Source organism: Limnohabitans sp., assembly GCF_031538885.1.
Lineage (GTDB): Bacteria > Pseudomonadota > Gammaproteobacteria > Burkholderiales > Burkholderiaceae_C > Limnohabitans.
The window spans coordinates 1-17,065 of the sequence record NZ_JAVKLW010000060.1 but is presented as its reverse complement, the minus strand read 5'-3'; the positions used below and the strand labels follow the sequence as shown (position 1 = coordinate 17,065).

The window sequence follows — 17,065 nt, the reverse complement described above, 5'->3', positions numbered from 1 at the left end:
ATATCCGCCACTTTTATCTAAAACCCTGCATGCCCGCGCGAGTCAAAACGCGGGCTCGGGTGCTACATCAAGGCCGTAGGCAATTAAATACAATCGATGAAAATCTATCGTTCCAGTACTGATCCAACACGGGCTGGCGCCGAATGGGGTCTGTAGCAGACGCGTTCCCTACGGCAGTCTCGGCGTCAGAACCAGTGTAGTTTTCGCCTGTGTAAAAAATAATCCTTCCATAACCCTTGCAACCTGCCCCTATGGAATAGGAGCTGAAAGTGTCGTTTGCGTTGGTGCCATCGGGGTAGTTGCCTACCGTTGGGTAGCTTCCATTAGTGAAGCATTTTGAACGTCCGCGGTAATTGGGATGCTCAAAAAAGCAAACAGAATAAGGATCCTGCGTCGCCAAATCTTGTGTGCACGTCACATTGACTATCCCTGTCCTGTCGTTATAGCCCTGATAAAAAAACTGAGTCGTGTTTTCAGAATAGGTAGCGGCTGGTGTGTACGCGGACTCCTTAATGCTCACCCGCGTGCAACTGGCACCCAATTTCACCGAGCTAAAAGTATTGACCGCAGAGCCGCCTTCGCTGGGGTAGTTGCCTAAGTCGGTGTAGTTGCCATTCGTAAAGCACTTGGATTTACCTTCGTAATTGGTGTGCTCATAAAAACAAACACGGTTGTCGCTCACCTCTTCTTGAACCGTGAGGGCCAGCACGCGCATACCCCAGTCCCAGCGGTCATTGTGTTGTCCGTTATCTATGTCCAAGGTTTTATGCATACCAGAAGTGGTTTTTGTTGATGTCCAAAACTCGTAGTGGTTGTCTAAATTGCCACGCCAGTTGCTGGGGCGGCCACCGTGAACGTTGCGCAAATTCCGAATTTCACCCAGTGTTGGCAAGCTCACCTTGTAGTTGCGCCCTGTGTTGGGGTCCTGCATGATGCGTGAGCGGTTGTCGTCGGTGATGTTGTTGGGACTACCTAAACCCAAAATAACCGAAGCGGCATCCATGTCTTGTAGCTTGGTATTGGAGTTTGAATAGCCAGGTTCGTTGTAGAGGTAAAAGGCTTGTCCTGCGCGATTGTTGGTTAGATGTTTCAGAACAATCTTCATGCCATCGGCACGAACGAGGGCTAGGTCATAGTATTCTTGTGCGTTTGCAAAACTTGCAGCAGCAAGAAATGCAAAAAACATTGCAATAAATTTAAACATTAAGTCTCCTTAGGTCGTTGTTTGTAAGTAACTGAGTTTACCTCAGAAAATATAAACCCGAATCCTTACTGCTGTGGCTGAGGCCTATGTTCGTTCATTGAATGCCAAAGTCGCGCCACAGCACCTTCACCGTAGCCCCTTCGCGCTGTAAAACCGAGAGGTCTTGTAGGGTGGTGTGTGGCATGCGCAAGCGTCCCAGAACTTCAAAATAAGTGCTTTTGACATCATGGGTGTTTTTGAGATCAATACCGCCACCCCAGGCCTTCTGAAACATGCCTACATCGCTCCAATGTTGATGTTCCCGTTGTTGTACCAAGCGGGTTGCATCAGACAGGCTTAAACCGGGCACGCTGGCGTACAGCACTTGTACGCTAGCCGTGTTCAGGTTCACTGTGGTGCCAGATGGGAGCGCGGTGATGTGTGGGCCAAGTGTTTGCAACGCATGGGGTGATAGGCCAAACCAACTGAGTTGGTTGATACGCTGCGGCAAGAGTGGCGAGCTGCTGTTTTGCTTTTGTACTGCGAGTAAACCTTGGGTCAGTAGCTTGAGTTGATCTGGGGGGATGCCTAGTACATCAAACAAACGTTCGAACGCGACAGCAGTTTTGCTATCCAGCTGATCGCTCTGTAGCAGGTTGATGATATTCAAGCGACCTTGCAAGTCTTTGATTTCACCGGATAAAAAAACCTGTTGAGTAAATTTTGTATCGTCAAGACGGCTCCCAGTGTCGCCGGGCATTGCGGCTAGGAAACTAGACATGCGAATTTCTTGTAGCGGCACAGCCCAAGGTTTTGCCAGGTGGGTGGTCTGGGTGTTGGTGTTGTTATCTGCAAGGTAATCTTCTCGCAAAATAACGCGCGCCCAATCAAGTGCCCCCGTCAGTAGCCAGCGTGCCTGTGAGCGCTGGCGTTCGGCACTTTCCACTTCAAGGTCTTTCCATTGCTGCCAGAGCGCACCAGCTGCAAAAGTGGCAATTAAAGCCACGGTCAGCATGGCGGCCAGTAGCGCCGCGCCGCGTTGCGTCAGGGGTGTGCGCGACTTCATGTTTTGGTGTTGCTAAAGTTAGGGCGGACCCAGTCGAGGGTGATGCTGCCACGCATGCCAGTGTTGTTGGGCAGATCAATTTTGAGTCGAATTCCGTCGGGTAGCGCACCTTGGCTACTGTCTTTGTCCAGGCTACTGCTGCTCGACAGCGGGTTGACCCATGTGTTGCTCCGAAAATAGGTCAGTTGCCATGCCTCCAGTGGCAGTAAGACGGTTTCAAGCGCGGCATCTTCGCTGCCGGGGGTTTGCCCCCATCGGTCGACCTGCGTCCATGCCTGTTGGAGGGTTGCATGGTCTCGCACAGGGGGTGATTGCCAGCGTATCCATTGCTTGTTGCGCAAGGTCCAGCCCACTACCCATAAACCAGCATCGGCGCCATCGGCTGGGTTTGTGGCGGCGCGACGCGTCATGCGAAGTGTGCGCCCATCCCACTGCACACCATCGTTGTTGAGTGGGGGGGCAGGATGCACCGCGTTGAGGTCGGCCTGCCATTGGGCCAACACGGTTTGCACGACAGCGGTTTTGTTGACTTGTGCTTGCGTGATGTCGCGGCTGCGTATCAGGCTGTCAAGCCCACGCCAACTCAAGCCCGCCAACACGGCCATAAGGGTGATGGCGATGAGCAACTCGATGAGGGTGAAGCCGCGTTGTGCTCGCATCAGTAGCGTCCTAACACGGTGGTGATGTTCAGCACAGGCGTGGCCGCGTCAAAGACTTGCGCGTCGATGCGTCGGAAGGCGGGGTTGGGTGTGGTGCGCACGGTCAGGGCCACTTCGAAGTTGCGCTCGACTTGCGGACAGGCCACGCGGTTGTCGCCCACGCTGGGCAATTGTTGCGAGAGGCGCAGTTGATTCAACGCGTTGTCGGCGCAAATTTGCGCAAGCATCACATCGGTTTGACGCTGGGCGTTGCGTGTGAGTGCCCCACTGACTTTGAGGCCACTCATCAAGGCGATCGAGACAATCGCCAATGCCACCAACACCTCGATCAGCGTGAAGCCGTGTGCGAGGTTTGGCCGCCGCGTGACTTGGCATAGAGGTGAGGCGCGGGCGCGTGTGCGTGACGAGTTCATGGCTCAACGTGGAAGGGTTGCAAACCATCCGTGCCGATGTGGAGGGTTGAGGCTGCATTGCTGCGTGTCGCTGGTAGACGAAGGCTGATGCGGGTGGGCGCAAGAATGGGCTCGGGGCCTAGCACCACAAGGTTGATTTGGCTGCTGCTGGATGCAGTGATGGTGTTGCGCAGCACCGTGGCCTGTGTGCCGACGGTCAGCCAGGCTTGATGACGGGGCGCGAAGGGGGCGCGTGTGTCGATGATGGCAGAGACGGGGACGGGGACGGCACTAAGTGGGCGGGGTGTGCGAATGACAAAGCCTTCGGGCTTGGCCTCCCACACCAAAGGGATGCCACTGGTGCGCGACTGGGCGCGGGCTGCTTCTAGCACGGCCACCAAGCGTTGTGCTTCGCGCTCCAACTGAGTTTGCTGGTTGTCACGCAAGGAAAGGCTGACCCCCAACAGACACACGCCAATGATGGCCATGACCACCAACAGCTCCAACAGGGTGAGGCCGCGCTGGCGCTGCATGGTTGGCGTGGACGTGTGGTTTATTGCCAGCTACCGAGGTCGGCGTTTTTGCCTTCGCCACCGGGTTGGCCGTCTGCGCCCAAAGACAGCACATCGACTTCACCCTTCAAGCCGGGGTTCATGTATTGGTAAGGACGGCCCCAAGGGTCGTTGGGCAGCTTGTCGACGTAGGTCTTCCAGTTCAACGGTAAGGGGCCTGCTGTGGGCTTGGCCACCAAGGCGCTGAGGCCTTGCTCGGCTGTGGGGTAGTTTTGGTTGTCCAAGCGGTAGAGCTTGAGGGCTTGCATCAGGTTGCCTAAGTCGGTCTTGGCGGCGGTCACGCGTGCGTCGTCGGCCCGGTTGAGCACATTGGGCACGACCAGTGCAGCGAGCACACCAATGATGGCGAGGACCACCATCAACTCAATCAGCGTGAAGCCGCGTTGACGTTTGATTTTTGGTTTTGTCTGGGAAGTGGGCATAACGAGTATTTCAAAAGTTCTCTTGTCAAGGTTGAATCATAATCTGTGGATGCTTATCTACCGCCCTTCATTTGCCCCTGTTTTCAACACCGCGTCACGGGTGGCGTTGCCTGCTGTTTCGCTGCTGGTGTGGGCTGCGGTGGCCTTCAGCGCGGTGACGTGGGGCTTGCGTTGGTCTGCCATGGGTGCCAGCCCCAGCACCGCCATGGTGCTGGCGCAGGGCTTGCCCGAGGTCGATGTCGCTGCCGCAGCACGCAGCTTGGGCGCGGCACCCGTGGCCGCAGCGGCTGCGCCTAGTTTGGCTAGTCGATTTCAGTTGCAAGGCGTGTTGGCGGGCGACGCGTCGCAAGGCGCGGCACTGATCGTGGTGGACGGCAAACCTGCCAAGCCCTACCGCGTGGGCACGGTGGTGGCCGATGGTCTGGTGTTGCAGTCCGCCCAAGCACGTCGCATCAGCCTCGGTGCAGCGGTAGATGGGCCGACAACTCTGGCGTTGGAGTTACCGGCGAAAAAGTAGGCTCGACGGTCGGTGTTCAGCGTTGCAAGAACAAACGATACGCAGGGTTCTTTGTTTCTTCCACATAGGGGTAGCCCAGCGCATCCAAGAAAGTGGCGAACGCTTTGTTGTCAGTCTTGGGGACTTGCAAGCCCATCAAGATGCGCCCATAGTCCGCGCCTTGGTTGCGGTAGTGAAACAAGCTGATGTTCCAGCCGGGGCGCATGGCCAGCAAAAACTTCATCAACGCACCGGGACGCTCAGGAAACTCAAAACGCAAGATGCGCTCTTCGTGTGCGAGTGATGAATGGCCGCCCACCATGTGGCGGATGTGCTCTTTGGCCAATTCGTCGTGCGTGAAATCAATCGCTTCAAAACCACTCTTGGTGAAGTGCGCCGCCATTTTGCTGCTTTCGCCCTTGGCGCCTGTGGTCAAGCCCACAAACACATGGGCTTTGGCTTGGTCACTCATGCGGTAATTGAACTCGGTCACATTGCGCGGCGATTTGCTGCCGCCAAAGCTGGGCAGCTTGCCAATCAGCTCACAAAAACGACGCAGGCTGCCCGGCTGCTCGGGGATGGTCACGGCAAACAAGGCTTCGCGTTCTTCACCCACTTCGGCACGCTCGGCCACAAAGCGCAGGCGGTCAAAGTTCATGTTCGCGCCGCACAAAATGGCAGCGTAGGTTTCGCCCTTGGTTTTGTGCTCGGCCACGTATTGCTTAATGGCCGCGACGGCCAAAGCACCGGCGGGCTCGACGATGCTGCGAGTGTCCACAAATACGTCTTTGATGGCGGCACATACCGCATCGGTGTCCACCGTGATGAAGCTGTCGACCAAGTTTTTCGACACACGGAAAGTTTCTTCGCCCACCAGCTTCACCGCAGTGCCGTCTGAGAACAAGCCCACATCGTTGAGCGTGACACGTTTGCCTTTTTGCACCGACTGCATCATGGCCGACGAGTCGTCCATTTGCACACCAATCACTTTGATGTCGGGGCGAACAGCCTTGATGTAGTTGGCCACGCCGGCAATCAGGCCGCCACCGCCGATGGCCACAAACACGGCATCTAATTTGTGAATGTTCAGGCCTTGGAGCTGGCGCAGCATTTCCATGGCAATCGTGCCTTGGCCCGCAATCACATCAGGGTCGTCAAACGGGTGCACAAAGGTCATGCCGTTTTTCTTCTCGAGCGTGAGCGCATGCTGGTGCGCGTCCGAGTAGCTGTCGCCTGCCAACACCACCTCGCCACCCAAAGCCTTGACGGCTTCAATCTTTACGCTCGGCGTGGTGGTGGGCATGACGATGATGGCTTGCGTGCCTAAGCGCTTGGCACCCAGCGCCACGCCTTGTGCGTGGTTGCCAGCAGAGGCGCAAATCACGCCCTTCTTCAACTGCTCGGGCGTGAGGTGTGCCATCTTGTTGTACGCGCCGCGCAGCTTGAAGCTGTGCACAGGCTGCTGGTCTTCCCGCTTTAGAAGCACGGTGTTGTGAATTCGGCGGCTCAGGTTTTGGGCCACCTCCAGCGCAGATTCGTTCGCCACGTCATACACACGAGCGGTTAATATTTTTTTCAGGTAATCGGCGGGCTGCAAGGCGCGCGCTTTGGGAGTGCGGGTAGACATGGCGCAATTGTCTCTTATGAAAAAACGCGAAAAAAAACCCCGAGTTTTGCAACTCGGGGTTGAATCCACTTTTGAGGGTGGAGGAGACAAGCCCCAATTGTATGCAAAATTTGTTGCACTGCAACAAATTTTCTGTTTCCCCCATCAATTTGGATACGGCTGGCGCGAGTGAACGGTGTTCAGAATCTCTATCCCGTGCAACGTGTGGCGATAAATGATGACGTAATTGGGATGGCTTACGAACTCATGTGTACCAGCGACGCGTCCTCTGCGGTAGTGCGCGGGGAAGATGCCAAGGTTATCGGCGTCTTCAATCAATTGAGCGGCTAGTTTTGTTGCTGCAGCAGGGTTAGTTTTGGCGATGAACGCTACGATGCAATCAAGGTCGTTAACGGCAGTGTCAAGCCAGGCGACGCTTTGCATTTTCAGTCTCTATCGTGGCGGCTACTTTGCGCACGACATCATCGCTGCTGAAACGTTTTGCGGCTGGTGACTCTGCGTGAGCCACGGATGCTTGCACCTTTTGGCGCAGCCAGCCGTCATAAGTTGCCGCGTCTTCTTCAGACGAGAACTCTGAAACGATGGGGTTTTCAACTGCACTCATATCTCATAGGCTAGCATATGGTTTACTCATTAGGCAATAAAAATTCAAGCGCGGCGCGCAGGAGAAACACACATGGAATGCACCGTCAGCTGGACCGGCAACTCTGGCACCCGTTCAGGCATGGGTTTTATTGCAGAAACAGGCAGCGGCCATGTGGTGGCGATGGACGGCGCACCCGATTCGGCCAAGCCTGAGAACGGTGGGCAAAACCTAGCACCTCGCCCGATGGAGCTGTTGCTGGCGGGCACTGGCGGCTGCACGGCGTATGACGTGGTGCTCATCCTCAAGCGTGGCCGCCACAAGGTGCAAGGCTGTAGCGTCAAGATCAGCAGCGAGCGTGCCACCGAAGACCCCAAGGTGTTCACCAAAATCAACATGCACTTCACCGTCACGGGCCAGGGCGTACCTGCCAACGCAGTGGAGCGCGCCATTGCTATGAGTCATGGCAAATACTGCTCGGCCAGCATCATGCTGGGCAAGACGGCGGAAATTGCCACCAGCTTCGAGTTGGTCGAGGCTTAAGTTGGCGATTTAGATGCGATGCGCCACGGTGGTCATCACCTTGGCGGCCACTTGCATCATGGCTTTGAAGGGGTCGGGCAGTTCTGCGGCGCCGGCTTGTTGTGCTTCTTTGGCGTGTTGCGCCTCATCCGCCTTCATTTGCGCCACGATGGCGCGACTGGGCCCGTCATTCGCAGGCAGTAGGCCTAGGTGGCTTTCTAAGTGAGCCTCGACTTGACGCTCGGTTTCCACCACAAACCCCAGACTCATGCGGTCACCGCCCACCTTGGCTGCTGCATAGCCAATGCCAAAAGCACCTGCGTACCACAGCGGATTGAGCAAGCTGGTGCGTCCGCCCAGTTCGTGCAGGCGCTGCTCGCACCAAGCCAAATGGTCGGTTTCTTCGTTGCATGCCGTCGTCAAGTGTTGGCGCAGGGCATTGTTTTTGGTGGCCAATGCTTGCGCGGTGTAAAGCGCTTGCGCGCACACCTCGCCCACATGGTTGACGCGCATCAGCGCTGCGGCCTCAGCTTTTTGGCTTTCAGTCAGCGCAGCGGGTGTCGGCACCTCGGCAGCCCACACGGGCGTGGGGCGGTTGGCGTGGTGGCGGGCAAATACAGTGCGCAAGGCGCTGTCGGCGGCAATGAGTAGGGCGTCCATGTACCTGAGTTTAAGGGGGTGTGAATGCGATAGGAAACAAAACAACAAAGACCTGAGATTTGCCAAAATTTTCAATTTCAAGGGTTTGCATGGGGTGTTGGTGGGTTTTGTTGCGAAGATGCAACGCAAAAGACGATTTTTTGACGCTTGTCATAGTCTGGGGGACAAGCCTCTGGTTCAATACGTGCAGCTTCCCGAAAACGGAGGTTGGCTTTGGGAAACACCAGAGCCCCTGTTCAAACCTTGGAGAACCTTGAAATGAAAAAAACCCTCGTTGCATTGGCCGCATTGGCCGCTACTTCTGCATTTGCTCAATCTTCTGTTCAGCTCGACGGTAACGTTGACGCTGGTTACCAATCTGTTAACTACAAAGGCAACTCCGTTACAGGCGTGGCTGGTAATGGTTCTAGCACTTCACAATTGAACGTGCGCGGTAATGAAGACCTCGGCGGTGGCTTGCGTGCTACTTTCCGTGTTGAAACCGACTGGAACATGGTCTCTAACTTGGCAAACACAGGTACTTCTACTGGTGTGAACATCAAGTCCCCCTCTGACAGCATCAACGGTTCTGGTGGCACATTCGGCAACGGTGAAGTCCGCCTTGGTTTGGAGTCTGCTACATACGGTCAAATCCACTTTGGCGCTGTGAACTACAACACTCTGGGCACTTTCTTGACTGGCCAACCTTTCGGTACAGCCATTGGTTCGGGCTTCCGCACCATGTACATCAACGACGCACAAGGCACTTCTCAAGTTCGCGCTGAAAATGCCGTGAAGTACGTGACTCCCACTTTCAGTGGTTTCCAAGGTACTTTGTACAAGTCGAACAAGCAAGACAAAGCTACTAAGGTTGCATTTGACGCTAAGTCTGTAAACAACTTGAACACTCAACCTAACGCATTCAGTACTGCCGTCGGCGCCTACGATCAAGTTGGTACTCAAGAACTCGGCTTGAACTATGCGAACGGTCCGTGGGCTGCTTCTTACAGTGCGCTGAAGCAAGACTTTGTTGGTATCTCTGCTGTGAACGCCAGCGCGGGTGCTGCTGGTACGGCTGTATACAAAGTGAACACATTGGCTGGTGCTTACACCATGGGCAATGCGAAGTTCATGGCCTTGAACCAAAGCAACACAACAGACACGGGTTCAGTTAAAAACAGTGCAACAACTTTGTCTGCCACTTACACCCTCGGTCAAACTGTTTTGATGGCTCAAACTGGTTCGTTGAAGTCCAGCGCTGGTGCCTCTGATGGTAAGAAGTCCACATTCACGGGCTTCGGTGCTGATTACAAACTGAGCAAGATGTCTGCTCTGTACTTCCGTGCTGAGTCTGTCAACGACGAGGCCGGTGCTATGAACGCTGCATTGACTCCTGCAGCTATCAAAGGTACAGACACCAAGTTTGCTCGTACAGCTTTGGGTCTCCGTATCGGCTTCTAATCCCCCTGCTGGCTAAAAGCCAGTCAAGGATTTAAAAGCTTCAAACCCATCACGCGCAAGCGTGGTGGGTTTTTCTTATGGCGTGAAGTCACAGATAATTCATTGCATTGACGTGACCTGCCCTGCCCAATAACTACGGGCCTCATACACCATGATTCGACTCTCAGAACTCAAACTCCCGCTGTCTGCCCTGCCTGTCGAGGCGCGTCGCGCCGCTGATGCACCTGCCGAAACCGAGGTCGACCGACTGCGCCCACCACACCCGATGGATGCACTGCGCACACTGGCCGCCGAGGCCTTAGGTATGTCGCCTGACGCCATCGCCACACTCGATGTGTTCAAGCGCAGCTTTGATGCGCGCAAGCAAAACTTGTTGGTGGTCTACATCGTGGACATCACGTTGGTAGATGCTTCTCAAGAAGCAGCGCTGCTAACCAAGTATGAAAAGAACTCACACATCCAACCCGCGCCCGACATGACGTGGCATGCGCCTGCACATGCCCCCGGCGAATGGGCTACGAACGAAGGCGAACGCCCCGTGGTGGTGGGCTTTGGGCCGTGCGGTATTTTTGCGGCGCTGGTGTTGGCGCAAATGGGTTTCAAGCCCATCGTGATTGAGCGCGGCACCACCGTGCGTCAACGCACCAAAGACACGTGGGGCTTGTGGCGCAAAAAAATATTGAATGTCGAAAGCAATGTGCAGTTCGGCGAAGGCGGTGCAGGCACGTTCTCGGACGGCAAGTTGTACAGCCAAATCAAAGACCCGCGCCACTTGGGCCGCAAGGTGATGCACGAGTTTGTGCGTTTTGGCGCACCTGAAGAAATTTTGTTCGCTGCGCACCCGCACATCGGCACGTTCAAACTGGTGAAGGTGGTGGAGGGGCTGCGCGAAGAAATCATTCGCTTGGGTGGTGAGGTGCGCTTTGAGCAACGCGTGGTGGATATCGACTACGACCACACGTCTGGTGGCGCGTCATCCCACCGTGCCATTCAAGCCCTGCGCATCCACAACCATGCCACGGGCGAGACCTACACCCTACCTGCCCACCATGTGGTGATGGCGCTGGGCCACAGCTCGCGCGATACCTTCACCATGCTGCACCGCCATGCCGTGGCGATGGAGGCCAAGCCCTTCTCTGTGGGTGTGCGCATCGAGCACCCGCAAGGCGTGATTGACCGCGCACGCTGGGGCCAGCACGCGGGCCACCCGCTGCTGGGCGCGGCCGACTACAAGCTGGTGCACCACGCCGCGAATGGCCGTGCCGTGTATAGCTTTTGCATGTGCCCCGGTGGCACCGTGGTGGCCGCCACCAGCGAAGCAGGCCGCGTGGTAACCAACGGCATGAGCCAATACTCACGCAACGAGCGCAATGCCAACGCAGGCATCGTGGCGGGCATTGACCCGAGCGACTTTCCCCAAGACCCAGCCGCGTTTGAAGCCGAGCTGGGCCAAGAGATGGGTAACGCCGTGCGCCACACCACCCACGACGCGCCCGGCGGCTATCACCCGCTGGCCGGCTTGGTGTTGCAACGCCAACTTGAAGCCCACGCCTATACCTTGGGCGGCAGCAGCTACGAAGCGCCCGCGCAACTGGTGGGCGACTTTGTGGCCGACCGTGCGTCTACTGCGCTAGGCAGTGTGGCGCCGTCGTACAAACCGGGCGTGAAGATGGTGAGCCTGAACAGCGCCTTGCCCGACTACGCCATCACCGCCATGCGCGAAGCGCTGCCGATATTTGGCCAAAAAATCAAAGGCTTTGACATGCACGATGCAGTGATGACGGGGGTCGAAACCCGCACCTCATCGCCCCTGCGGATTGCCCGCGAGGACGACAGCTTGCAAAGCCCCACCCTTGCCGGCTTGTACCCCGCAGGCGAAGGCGCGGGGTATGCAGGCGGCATTTTGTCGGCAGGGGTGGATGGCATCAAGGTGGGCGAGGCGCTGGCGCGTCAGCTCATGGCCCAGCCTCGTTAAAGTACAACGCTGAAGCAGCGCAACTGACTTTGCACACACAACTTTCAGGAGACGAGTCGTTGGCGCAATTGGCGAAACTGGTGGAGCCTGATATTGCAGGCTAGTAATCCAGCGCTTGCAAAGTTGGTCAATTTGTATATACGTGATGTGTAAAATCACACCGTTCATCAACTATTTTTAGTTTATGGAAAATTTAAAAATTAGTCCCGACATACTTTCTAAGCTGAGTATCAAGCACGCAGTAACTCGCGAAGAAGTAGAGCAGTGCTTTTCAAATAGAGCTGGACGCCTTTTGACCGATACACGTGAGAGACACAAAACAAACCCACCAACAAAGTTGGTTTCTGGCCTTTACAAACAAAGGCCGCTTACTAAAAATAGTGTATATACAAACTGAGAGCGCTATTCATTTAAAATCCGCCTTTAGCCCGAATCAAACAGAAATCGACATTTACAGCAGACACGGCTAACTGACAAAACAATACTCTAGGAAGAACATCGTGAACACATCGAAAATCGAAAGCACAGTCGGCTTGGGATGGCCGCGCACTGGGTGCAAGTGCTGAACATGTTGCAGTGGCTGACATTGCACATGACATGGCCTTGGATGAGGCATTGGGTTTGCAATCCATCTCTATCCGTTTGCCCAAGCAATTGATCGACCAATACAAGCTAATTGCTCACTTCCACGGCGTTGGCTATCAACCGCTCATGCGCGATATCTTGGCCCGCTTCGTGCCAGGTGCGTTGCAAGAAATCATGCAAACCCAAATGAAACAGGTTCATGCGACTACCGCTGCCTCTCGCGGTATCCCATCCATCAAACGAGCGACAGCAAAAGTGGCAACAGCTAAACCTGCTGCTACTCGCAAGATGCAGCGCAAGGCAGCTTAAGAAAAATCGCTTGATCCATGTGTACAGACCCACTTTGTTGGACATGCAAAAGTAGAGCGCTTACTTTGAGAACAAGCGCTCCCAATCTGCTCACTCTGCCCGCGCCTCTTTGGCCCGTTGGGCTTGCTCTTTGAGCCAGCGTTTGAGTTCTGCTTCGTTCTGGATGCGGCGTAGGTCACGCTCGAGTGCGTGAACCTCATGTTCTTTGTCGCGCAATTGAATCGCTAAAGCGCGCGTCAAGCTCTCAGCACTGATGTGGTCTAACTCGTTCACACCGAGGTAGTGGCGAATTTCAAACTCGGCTTGTGCCTCGTCTTCTTCCAGTGCCTCTACTTGCTCTTTGAGCAAGAGACTCATGGCATTGAGTTTGTCGTCCGCCATGCGGCTCAAGGCGGCGCTGTCAATCTGTGCCATGTGCAGTTGCAGCTTGAGCAGCTCCGACAAGTTCTTGCGGTCGTACGCGGCGTTGACTTCGCTCATCAACGCGGTCTTGCGCAAGCGCTCGGCCTCATCGGGTTCGCGATCGGGATGCAAGGCACTGGCGAGTTGCCGATACACGGTGCGCATCGCGGTGTTTGCATCCATTTTTTGCTGCGCATCTTTAAGCTGACGCACCGCTGGTTTCTTCTTCGCCTTTTTGGCTTGGCGTTTGTCATCTAAGCGCTGTTGCTGCTCGCGGTATTGACGCAGGCCCGCTTCAAACACCGCTTCGGCGGTGTGCAAGTCATCTGCGCCCTGCAAGGGCTTGCCAAACCAATCTTCAAATACGGCTTTCGCGTGTTCAGCACCCGCGCGGGCTTCGTCGGCCAAGGCTTGCGCGTCTTCGTCGCTGTGGTGTTGGTTGAACACCGCTTGCACTTGCACGTCATGCTTGTGTGCCAATGCATCGCACAACGCCAAGATGATCTGCGTGGCGCTGCTGCGGTGTGTGGCGGTTAGCCCGGCTTGCTGCAAACGGCCATCTAGAAACAGCAACAGGTTTTTTCGTGCACTGTCTTCTTGGTTTTTCAATGCACTCATGGCGCTCAAGTGGCTGCTGCGGTGCTGCGTGGACAAAGCCTCTAACGTGGCAATGGCATCAGACAACGCCGACACACTCGCCAACAAGGTGTTGAAACGTTTTTGTGCAGGCGTGAGTTCAGCAGCAGGCTGAATGGCAACGGTCGCCACTGCTTGACGCACAGCGACCGTCCAAGGTGGTGAGGGTTGGCTCACAGAAAAAACTTCATCTCAAACATGCCCTTTGTGTGCAGCGTTCTTGGTGCTTCAAGCATTCAGCCTTGTGCATTTTGCAAAGCTGCAATGCGCTCTTCCAAAGGAGGGTGTGAAGCAAACAACTTACCCAATTCGCCCGTGATACCCATCGCCGCGACGCCGGCAGGCAGTGGGCCGGTTTGCATGCTGCTCAAACGGGCCAAGGCGTTGATCATGGGCTGCTTGTTGCCCAAGAGTTGTGCCGAGCCCTCGTCTGCGCGGAACTCGCGGTGACGGCTGAACCACGCCACGATCATGCTGGCGACAAAGCCAAGCACGATGTCGAGCACAAAGCTGGTGATGTAGTAGCCCATGCCGGGGCCACTGGACTCTTCGTCGTTCTTGCGTAGCATGCCATCCACAAAATAGCCAATGACGCGGCTCAAGAACACCACAAAGGTGTTGAGCACGCCTTGGATGAGGGTGAGCGTCACCATGTCGCCATTAGCGACGTGGGCAATTTCGTGGCCCAACACGGCTTCGATTTCTTCGCGGGTCATGCCTTGCAACAAGCCAGTGGACACGGCCACCAAGGCCGAGTTTTTGAAAGCGCCCGTGGCGAACGCATTGGGCTCACCGTCGTAAATCGCCACTTCAGGCATGGTGATGCCAGCGCGTTCCGACAGACGCTGCACCACGCTGACCAGCCAAGCTTCGTCTGGGTTGCTCGGTTGGTGGATGACGTGCGCGCCGGTACTCCACTTGGCCATGGGCTTGCTCATCAAGAGCGAAATGATGGCGCCACCAAAACCCATGATGAGCGAGAAGCCCAGCAGGCTAGACAAGTTCAAGCCATTGGCGGTGAGGTAGCGGTTGACGCCCAGCAAACTGGCGACGACCCCCAGCACCACCATGACAGCGAGGTTGGTGAGGACGAACAGAAGAATGCGTTTCATGGTTTCCTTTTCAGCGGGTAGTACAAAAGTACGTTGTCGTGAATGGTAGGGGCGAATTCTTGTAATTCAATGCAAGTGCTTTTAAACCCCACACAAAAGCTAGGTAAAGCTGTGCACGGTTTGGCGCTTCATATCGCTGGCGCTTTGCGTACCTTGGGGTCTAATTTACGCGTGGGGCGAAACACCTTTGTGTCGTCGTAATAAGCCCGCTCGGCATTGGCTGCACACCAGCCAGGTACGCCCAGCACAGGCAGTGGCTCATAGGGTTTGGAGGCGAGTTTGGCGGGCTGTAGGTCTTGCACCAGCCACGCGTCGAGTGCGGCTTCGTCGTGTGGATTGATGCGGCTATCCACGCGGTACACATGACCCGTGATCGACTTGTAGGGCGTGACCAATTTTTCAAGCAAAGCATGGCCAAATAGCACCAGGTGAACGTGTCGCCATTGGTCGCGCAAGTCCATAAAAAGCTTGCGCCAATTACGCGCTTGCAGCGTCACCCACACCTCATCTGGCGCATGCATGAGAACGGCATTTTCATCAAACAGCGTCAGCGCATCACGTACGGACCCGCGTGTGGCGCGTATGCCTTGGGCTTCAATCTCTGCGGCTTGTAGCTGGTTCAAGTGGCGCTTGGCCCGTGGGAAACGGTGCCAGCACAGGCCGTTGAAGAAGTCATGTAGGCCGTCGCGGGTAGGGACTTGCTGTGTTTTGAAGATGAAGTCTTCGTAGGCTCGGTCTTCGGGAAGGGCTGACTGGGGGACGAACGTCACTTCTTTGGCTTGTTCGTTTGATGTGCCCACTGTTCGCTCGACTGGGTTTGCTTTGGCCTCGCCAAACGCAAGGCCAGCACTGGTCGTGTTCACGCTCGCTGCGCTCGCAATATCACCCGATCCAGCGCTGGCCTTGCGCTTGGCTGCGTATGTGTTTACGTTAAGGGCCTCGGCAACGCTTTGCCGTTGCAGCGCTTGCTGCGCAGTAGGTTCACCCAGTTCGCGCCACGGGGCGAACCACGGCTGCGACCAATCGATCTCGGCTAAGACAGCGCCTGCAAAGCCTTCGTTGTTAGAACTTAAACCACGCGCCAAGGCAAGGCCTCGCCAGAGCGCAAGGGCTTCAACTCAGCCTCGCCAAACGCAAAGCTTTCGGGTGGGGTCCAATTTTCTTTTCGCAGCGTCAGCGTGCCCGTGTTGCGTGGCAGGCCGTAGAAGTCGGCGCCGTAAAAACTGGCGAAGCCTTCGAGCTTGTCGAGCGCACCTGCATTGTCAAACGCTTCGGCATACATAGGCATGGCCGCATGTGCGGTGTAGCAACCAGCGCAGCCTGTGGCGTGTTCTTTGAGCTGTGCGGGGTGCGGCGCGCTGTCGGTGCCCAAAAAAAATTTAGGCGAACCACTGGTCGCAGCCTTGACCAAAGCTTGGCGGTGGGTCTCACGCTTCAAGACAGGCAAGCAGTAGTAATGCGGGCGAATGCCACCGGTGAAGATGGCATTGCGGTTGTAGAGCAAGTGGTGCGCGGTGATGGTGGCAGCGGTGTATTTGTCGCTGTCGGCCACGTAGTGCGCCGCTTCGGCTGTGGTGATGTGCTCGAACACAATTTTGAGTTCGGGAAAATCACGACGCAGCGGGATGAGCTGGGTGTCGATGAACACCGCTTCGCGGTCAAACAAGTCAATGTCAGCGCTGGTCACTTCCCCATGCACCAACAACAACATGCCCGCCTTTTGCATCGCTTCGAGGGTTTGGTAGGTCTTGCGCAGGTCGGTCACACCCGCATCGCTGTTGGTGGTGGCACCTGCGGGATAGAGCTTGGCAGCAACCACGCCTGCGTCTTTGGCGCGGGCGATTTCGTCAGCGGGCAAGTTGTCGGTGAGGTAGAGCGTCATCAAGGGCTCGAAGCTCACGCCTTTGGGAGCGGCAGCCAAGATGCGTTGTTTGTACTCAAGCGCTTGCACCGCTGTGGTGACGGGAGGCTTGAGGTTGGGCATGATGATGGCGCGGCCAAATTCGGCGGCGGTGTGGGGCACCACGGTATGGAGTGCAGCGCCATCGCGCACGTGCAGGTGCCAGTCGTCGGGTTTGGTGATGGTGAGTTCTTGCGTCATGCTTGGATTGTCGCTTTTTTGTTTCTGGGCTCGCGGTGGGCAGAGGGCTTGGGCTGGTTCCTCATAAGGCGTACCACAAATCGTCACCAGCCCAAGCCCTCTACCCACAGACTGCGACGTGTCGAAGTTGGATGAGGGCTGTGGGTACGCCAACTCTGCAACAGCCAAGAACGTTGATGCTCACCTAGGGAACATCTGCATAACCTTCTTGTAAACCCTGACAGCGTGAACGCCATAGACTGCGTTGAATACACATGAAACAAACCAGCCTATCGATCAGCGGCTTTGAGCTGCAAAGTAAACGCACACGTCGACGAGAGTTT

General features: G+C 55.9%; 19 protein-coding genes. 5 read left to right on the top strand and 14 right to left on the bottom strand.

All coding sequences use genetic code 11. The features are described 5' to 3' along the window. Window positions 1-67: 67 nt before the first annotated feature. The 6 genes from RMS03_RS04440 to gspG all read right to left on the bottom strand — a co-directional run bounded on the left by RMS03_RS04440 (window position 68) and on the right by gspG (window position 4,294). Window positions 68-1,204 (bottom strand): hypothetical protein, encoded by a 1,137-nt coding sequence (locus tag RMS03_RS04440; RefSeq protein WP_310625896.1) that lies wholly within the window; start codon window positions 1,202-1,204, stop codon window positions 68-70. A gap of 94 nt (window positions 1,205-1,298) precedes the next feature. Continuing rightward, complete coding sequence (gspK, locus tag RMS03_RS04435) at window positions 1,299-2,249, bottom strand: type II secretion system minor pseudopilin GspK (RefSeq protein WP_310625895.1); 951 nt, start codon at window positions 2,247-2,249, stop codon at window positions 1,299-1,301. Continuing rightward, window positions 2,246-2,908 (bottom strand): prepilin-type N-terminal cleavage/methylation domain-containing protein, encoded by a 663-nt coding sequence (locus tag RMS03_RS04430; RefSeq protein ID WP_310625894.1) that lies wholly within the window; start codon window positions 2,906-2,908, stop codon window positions 2,246-2,248. Before RMS03_RS04430 ends, gspK begins: the two co-directional genes overlap by 4 nt. Then, window positions 2,908-3,321 (bottom strand): type II secretion system minor pseudopilin GspI, encoded by a 414-nt coding sequence (gene gspI, locus RMS03_RS04425; RefSeq protein WP_310625893.1) that lies wholly within the window; start codon window positions 3,319-3,321, stop codon window positions 2,908-2,910. The genes RMS03_RS04430 and gspI overlap by 1 nt, the downstream gene beginning before the upstream one ends. Next, a complete protein-coding gene (locus RMS03_RS04420; RefSeq protein WP_310625892.1) occupies window positions 3,318-3,833 on the bottom strand; it encodes a type II secretion system protein in 516 nt (171 codons plus the stop codon). The genes gspI and RMS03_RS04420 overlap by 4 nt, the downstream gene beginning before the upstream one ends. A gap of 20 nt (window positions 3,834-3,853) precedes the next feature. Beyond that, window positions 3,854-4,294, bottom strand: a complete 441-nt coding sequence (gene gspG / locus RMS03_RS04415) for a type II secretion system major pseudopilin GspG (RefSeq protein ID WP_310625891.1) — start codon at window positions 4,292-4,294, stop codon at window positions 3,854-3,856. A 49-nt stretch (window positions 4,295-4,343) separates the two neighbouring features. Here gspG and RMS03_RS04410 point away from each other — a divergent pair, with 49 nt between their 5' ends. After that, window positions 4,344-4,811, top strand: a complete 468-nt coding sequence (locus tag RMS03_RS04410) for a type II secretion system protein N (RefSeq protein WP_310625890.1) — start codon at window positions 4,344-4,346, stop codon at window positions 4,809-4,811. A gap of 16 nt (window positions 4,812-4,827) precedes the next feature. On the opposite strand, the gene ilvA is transcribed toward RMS03_RS04410, so the two are convergent. From ilvA to RMS03_RS04395, 3 genes are all read right to left on the bottom strand, one after another. Then, entirely contained in the window at window positions 4,828-6,417 is a 1,590-nt protein-coding gene (gene ilvA / locus RMS03_RS04405; protein WP_310625889.1) for a threonine ammonia-lyase, biosynthetic, read from the bottom strand. Between the two features lie 144 nt (window positions 6,418-6,561). Next, window positions 6,562-6,840 carry a type II toxin-antitoxin system RelE/ParE family toxin gene (locus tag RMS03_RS04400; RefSeq protein ID WP_310625888.1) on the bottom strand — a complete coding sequence of 93 codons (279 nt, stop codon included), beginning with the start codon at window positions 6,838-6,840 and terminating at the stop codon, window positions 6,562-6,564. Next, window positions 6,818-7,021 (bottom strand): stability determinant, encoded by a 204-nt coding sequence (locus tag RMS03_RS04395; protein ID WP_310625887.1) that lies wholly within the window; start codon window positions 7,019-7,021, stop codon window positions 6,818-6,820. Before RMS03_RS04395 ends, RMS03_RS04400 begins: the two co-directional genes overlap by 23 nt. Before the next feature lie 72 nt (window positions 7,022-7,093). On the opposite strand from RMS03_RS04395, the gene RMS03_RS04390 reads away from it, so the two are divergent. Next, entirely contained in the window at window positions 7,094-7,543 is a 450-nt protein-coding gene (locus RMS03_RS04390; RefSeq protein ID WP_310625886.1) for an OsmC family protein, read from the top strand. Window positions 7,544-7,552: 9 nt separating this feature from the next. On the opposite strand, the gene coq7 is transcribed toward RMS03_RS04390, so the two are convergent. Beyond that, window positions 7,553-8,182 carry a 2-polyprenyl-3-methyl-6-methoxy-1,4-benzoquinone monooxygenase gene (gene coq7, locus RMS03_RS04385; protein WP_310625885.1) on the bottom strand — a complete coding sequence of 210 codons (630 nt, stop codon included), beginning with the start codon at window positions 8,180-8,182 and terminating at the stop codon, window positions 7,553-7,555. Window positions 8,183-8,440: 258 nt separating this feature from the next. On the opposite strand from coq7, the gene RMS03_RS04380 reads away from it, so the two are divergent. From RMS03_RS04380 to RMS03_RS04370, 3 genes are all read left to right on the top strand, one after another. Continuing rightward, window positions 8,441-9,622: a porin gene (locus tag RMS03_RS04380; RefSeq protein ID WP_310625884.1), complete on the top strand. Its 1,182-nt coding sequence runs from the start codon at window positions 8,441-8,443 to the stop codon at window positions 9,620-9,622. 151 nt (window positions 9,623-9,773) lie between these two features. Continuing rightward, entirely contained in the window at window positions 9,774-11,597 is a 1,824-nt protein-coding gene (locus RMS03_RS04375) for an FAD-dependent protein (RefSeq protein ID WP_310625883.1), read from the top strand. A gap of 576 nt (window positions 11,598-12,173) precedes the next feature. After that, window positions 12,174-12,491: a hypothetical protein gene (locus RMS03_RS04370; RefSeq protein ID WP_310625882.1), complete on the top strand. Its 318-nt coding sequence runs from the start codon at window positions 12,174-12,176 to the stop codon at window positions 12,489-12,491. 90 nt (window positions 12,492-12,581) lie between these two features. On the opposite strand, the gene RMS03_RS04365 is transcribed toward RMS03_RS04370, so the two are convergent. The 4 genes from RMS03_RS04365 to pyrC form a co-directional block, all read right to left on the bottom strand. Next, window positions 12,582-13,706, bottom strand: coding sequence for a hypothetical protein (locus tag RMS03_RS04365; protein ID WP_310625881.1), 1,125 nt, complete (start codon window positions 13,704-13,706; stop codon window positions 12,582-12,584). A 59-nt stretch (window positions 13,707-13,765) separates the two neighbouring features. Then, a complete protein-coding gene (gene htpX, locus RMS03_RS04360) occupies window positions 13,766-14,641 on the bottom strand; it encodes a protease HtpX (RefSeq protein WP_310625880.1) in 876 nt (291 codons plus the stop codon). 128 nt (window positions 14,642-14,769) lie between these two features. After that, window positions 14,770-15,726 (bottom strand): DUF3025 domain-containing protein, encoded by a 957-nt coding sequence (locus RMS03_RS04355; RefSeq protein ID WP_310625879.1) that lies wholly within the window; start codon window positions 15,724-15,726, stop codon window positions 14,770-14,772. Continuing rightward, window positions 15,711-16,742, bottom strand: a complete 1,032-nt coding sequence (pyrC, locus tag RMS03_RS04350) for a dihydroorotase (protein ID WP_310625878.1) — start codon at window positions 16,740-16,742, stop codon at window positions 15,711-15,713. The genes RMS03_RS04355 and pyrC overlap by 16 nt, the downstream gene beginning before the upstream one ends. Window positions 16,743-17,065: the final 323 nt, after the last annotated feature.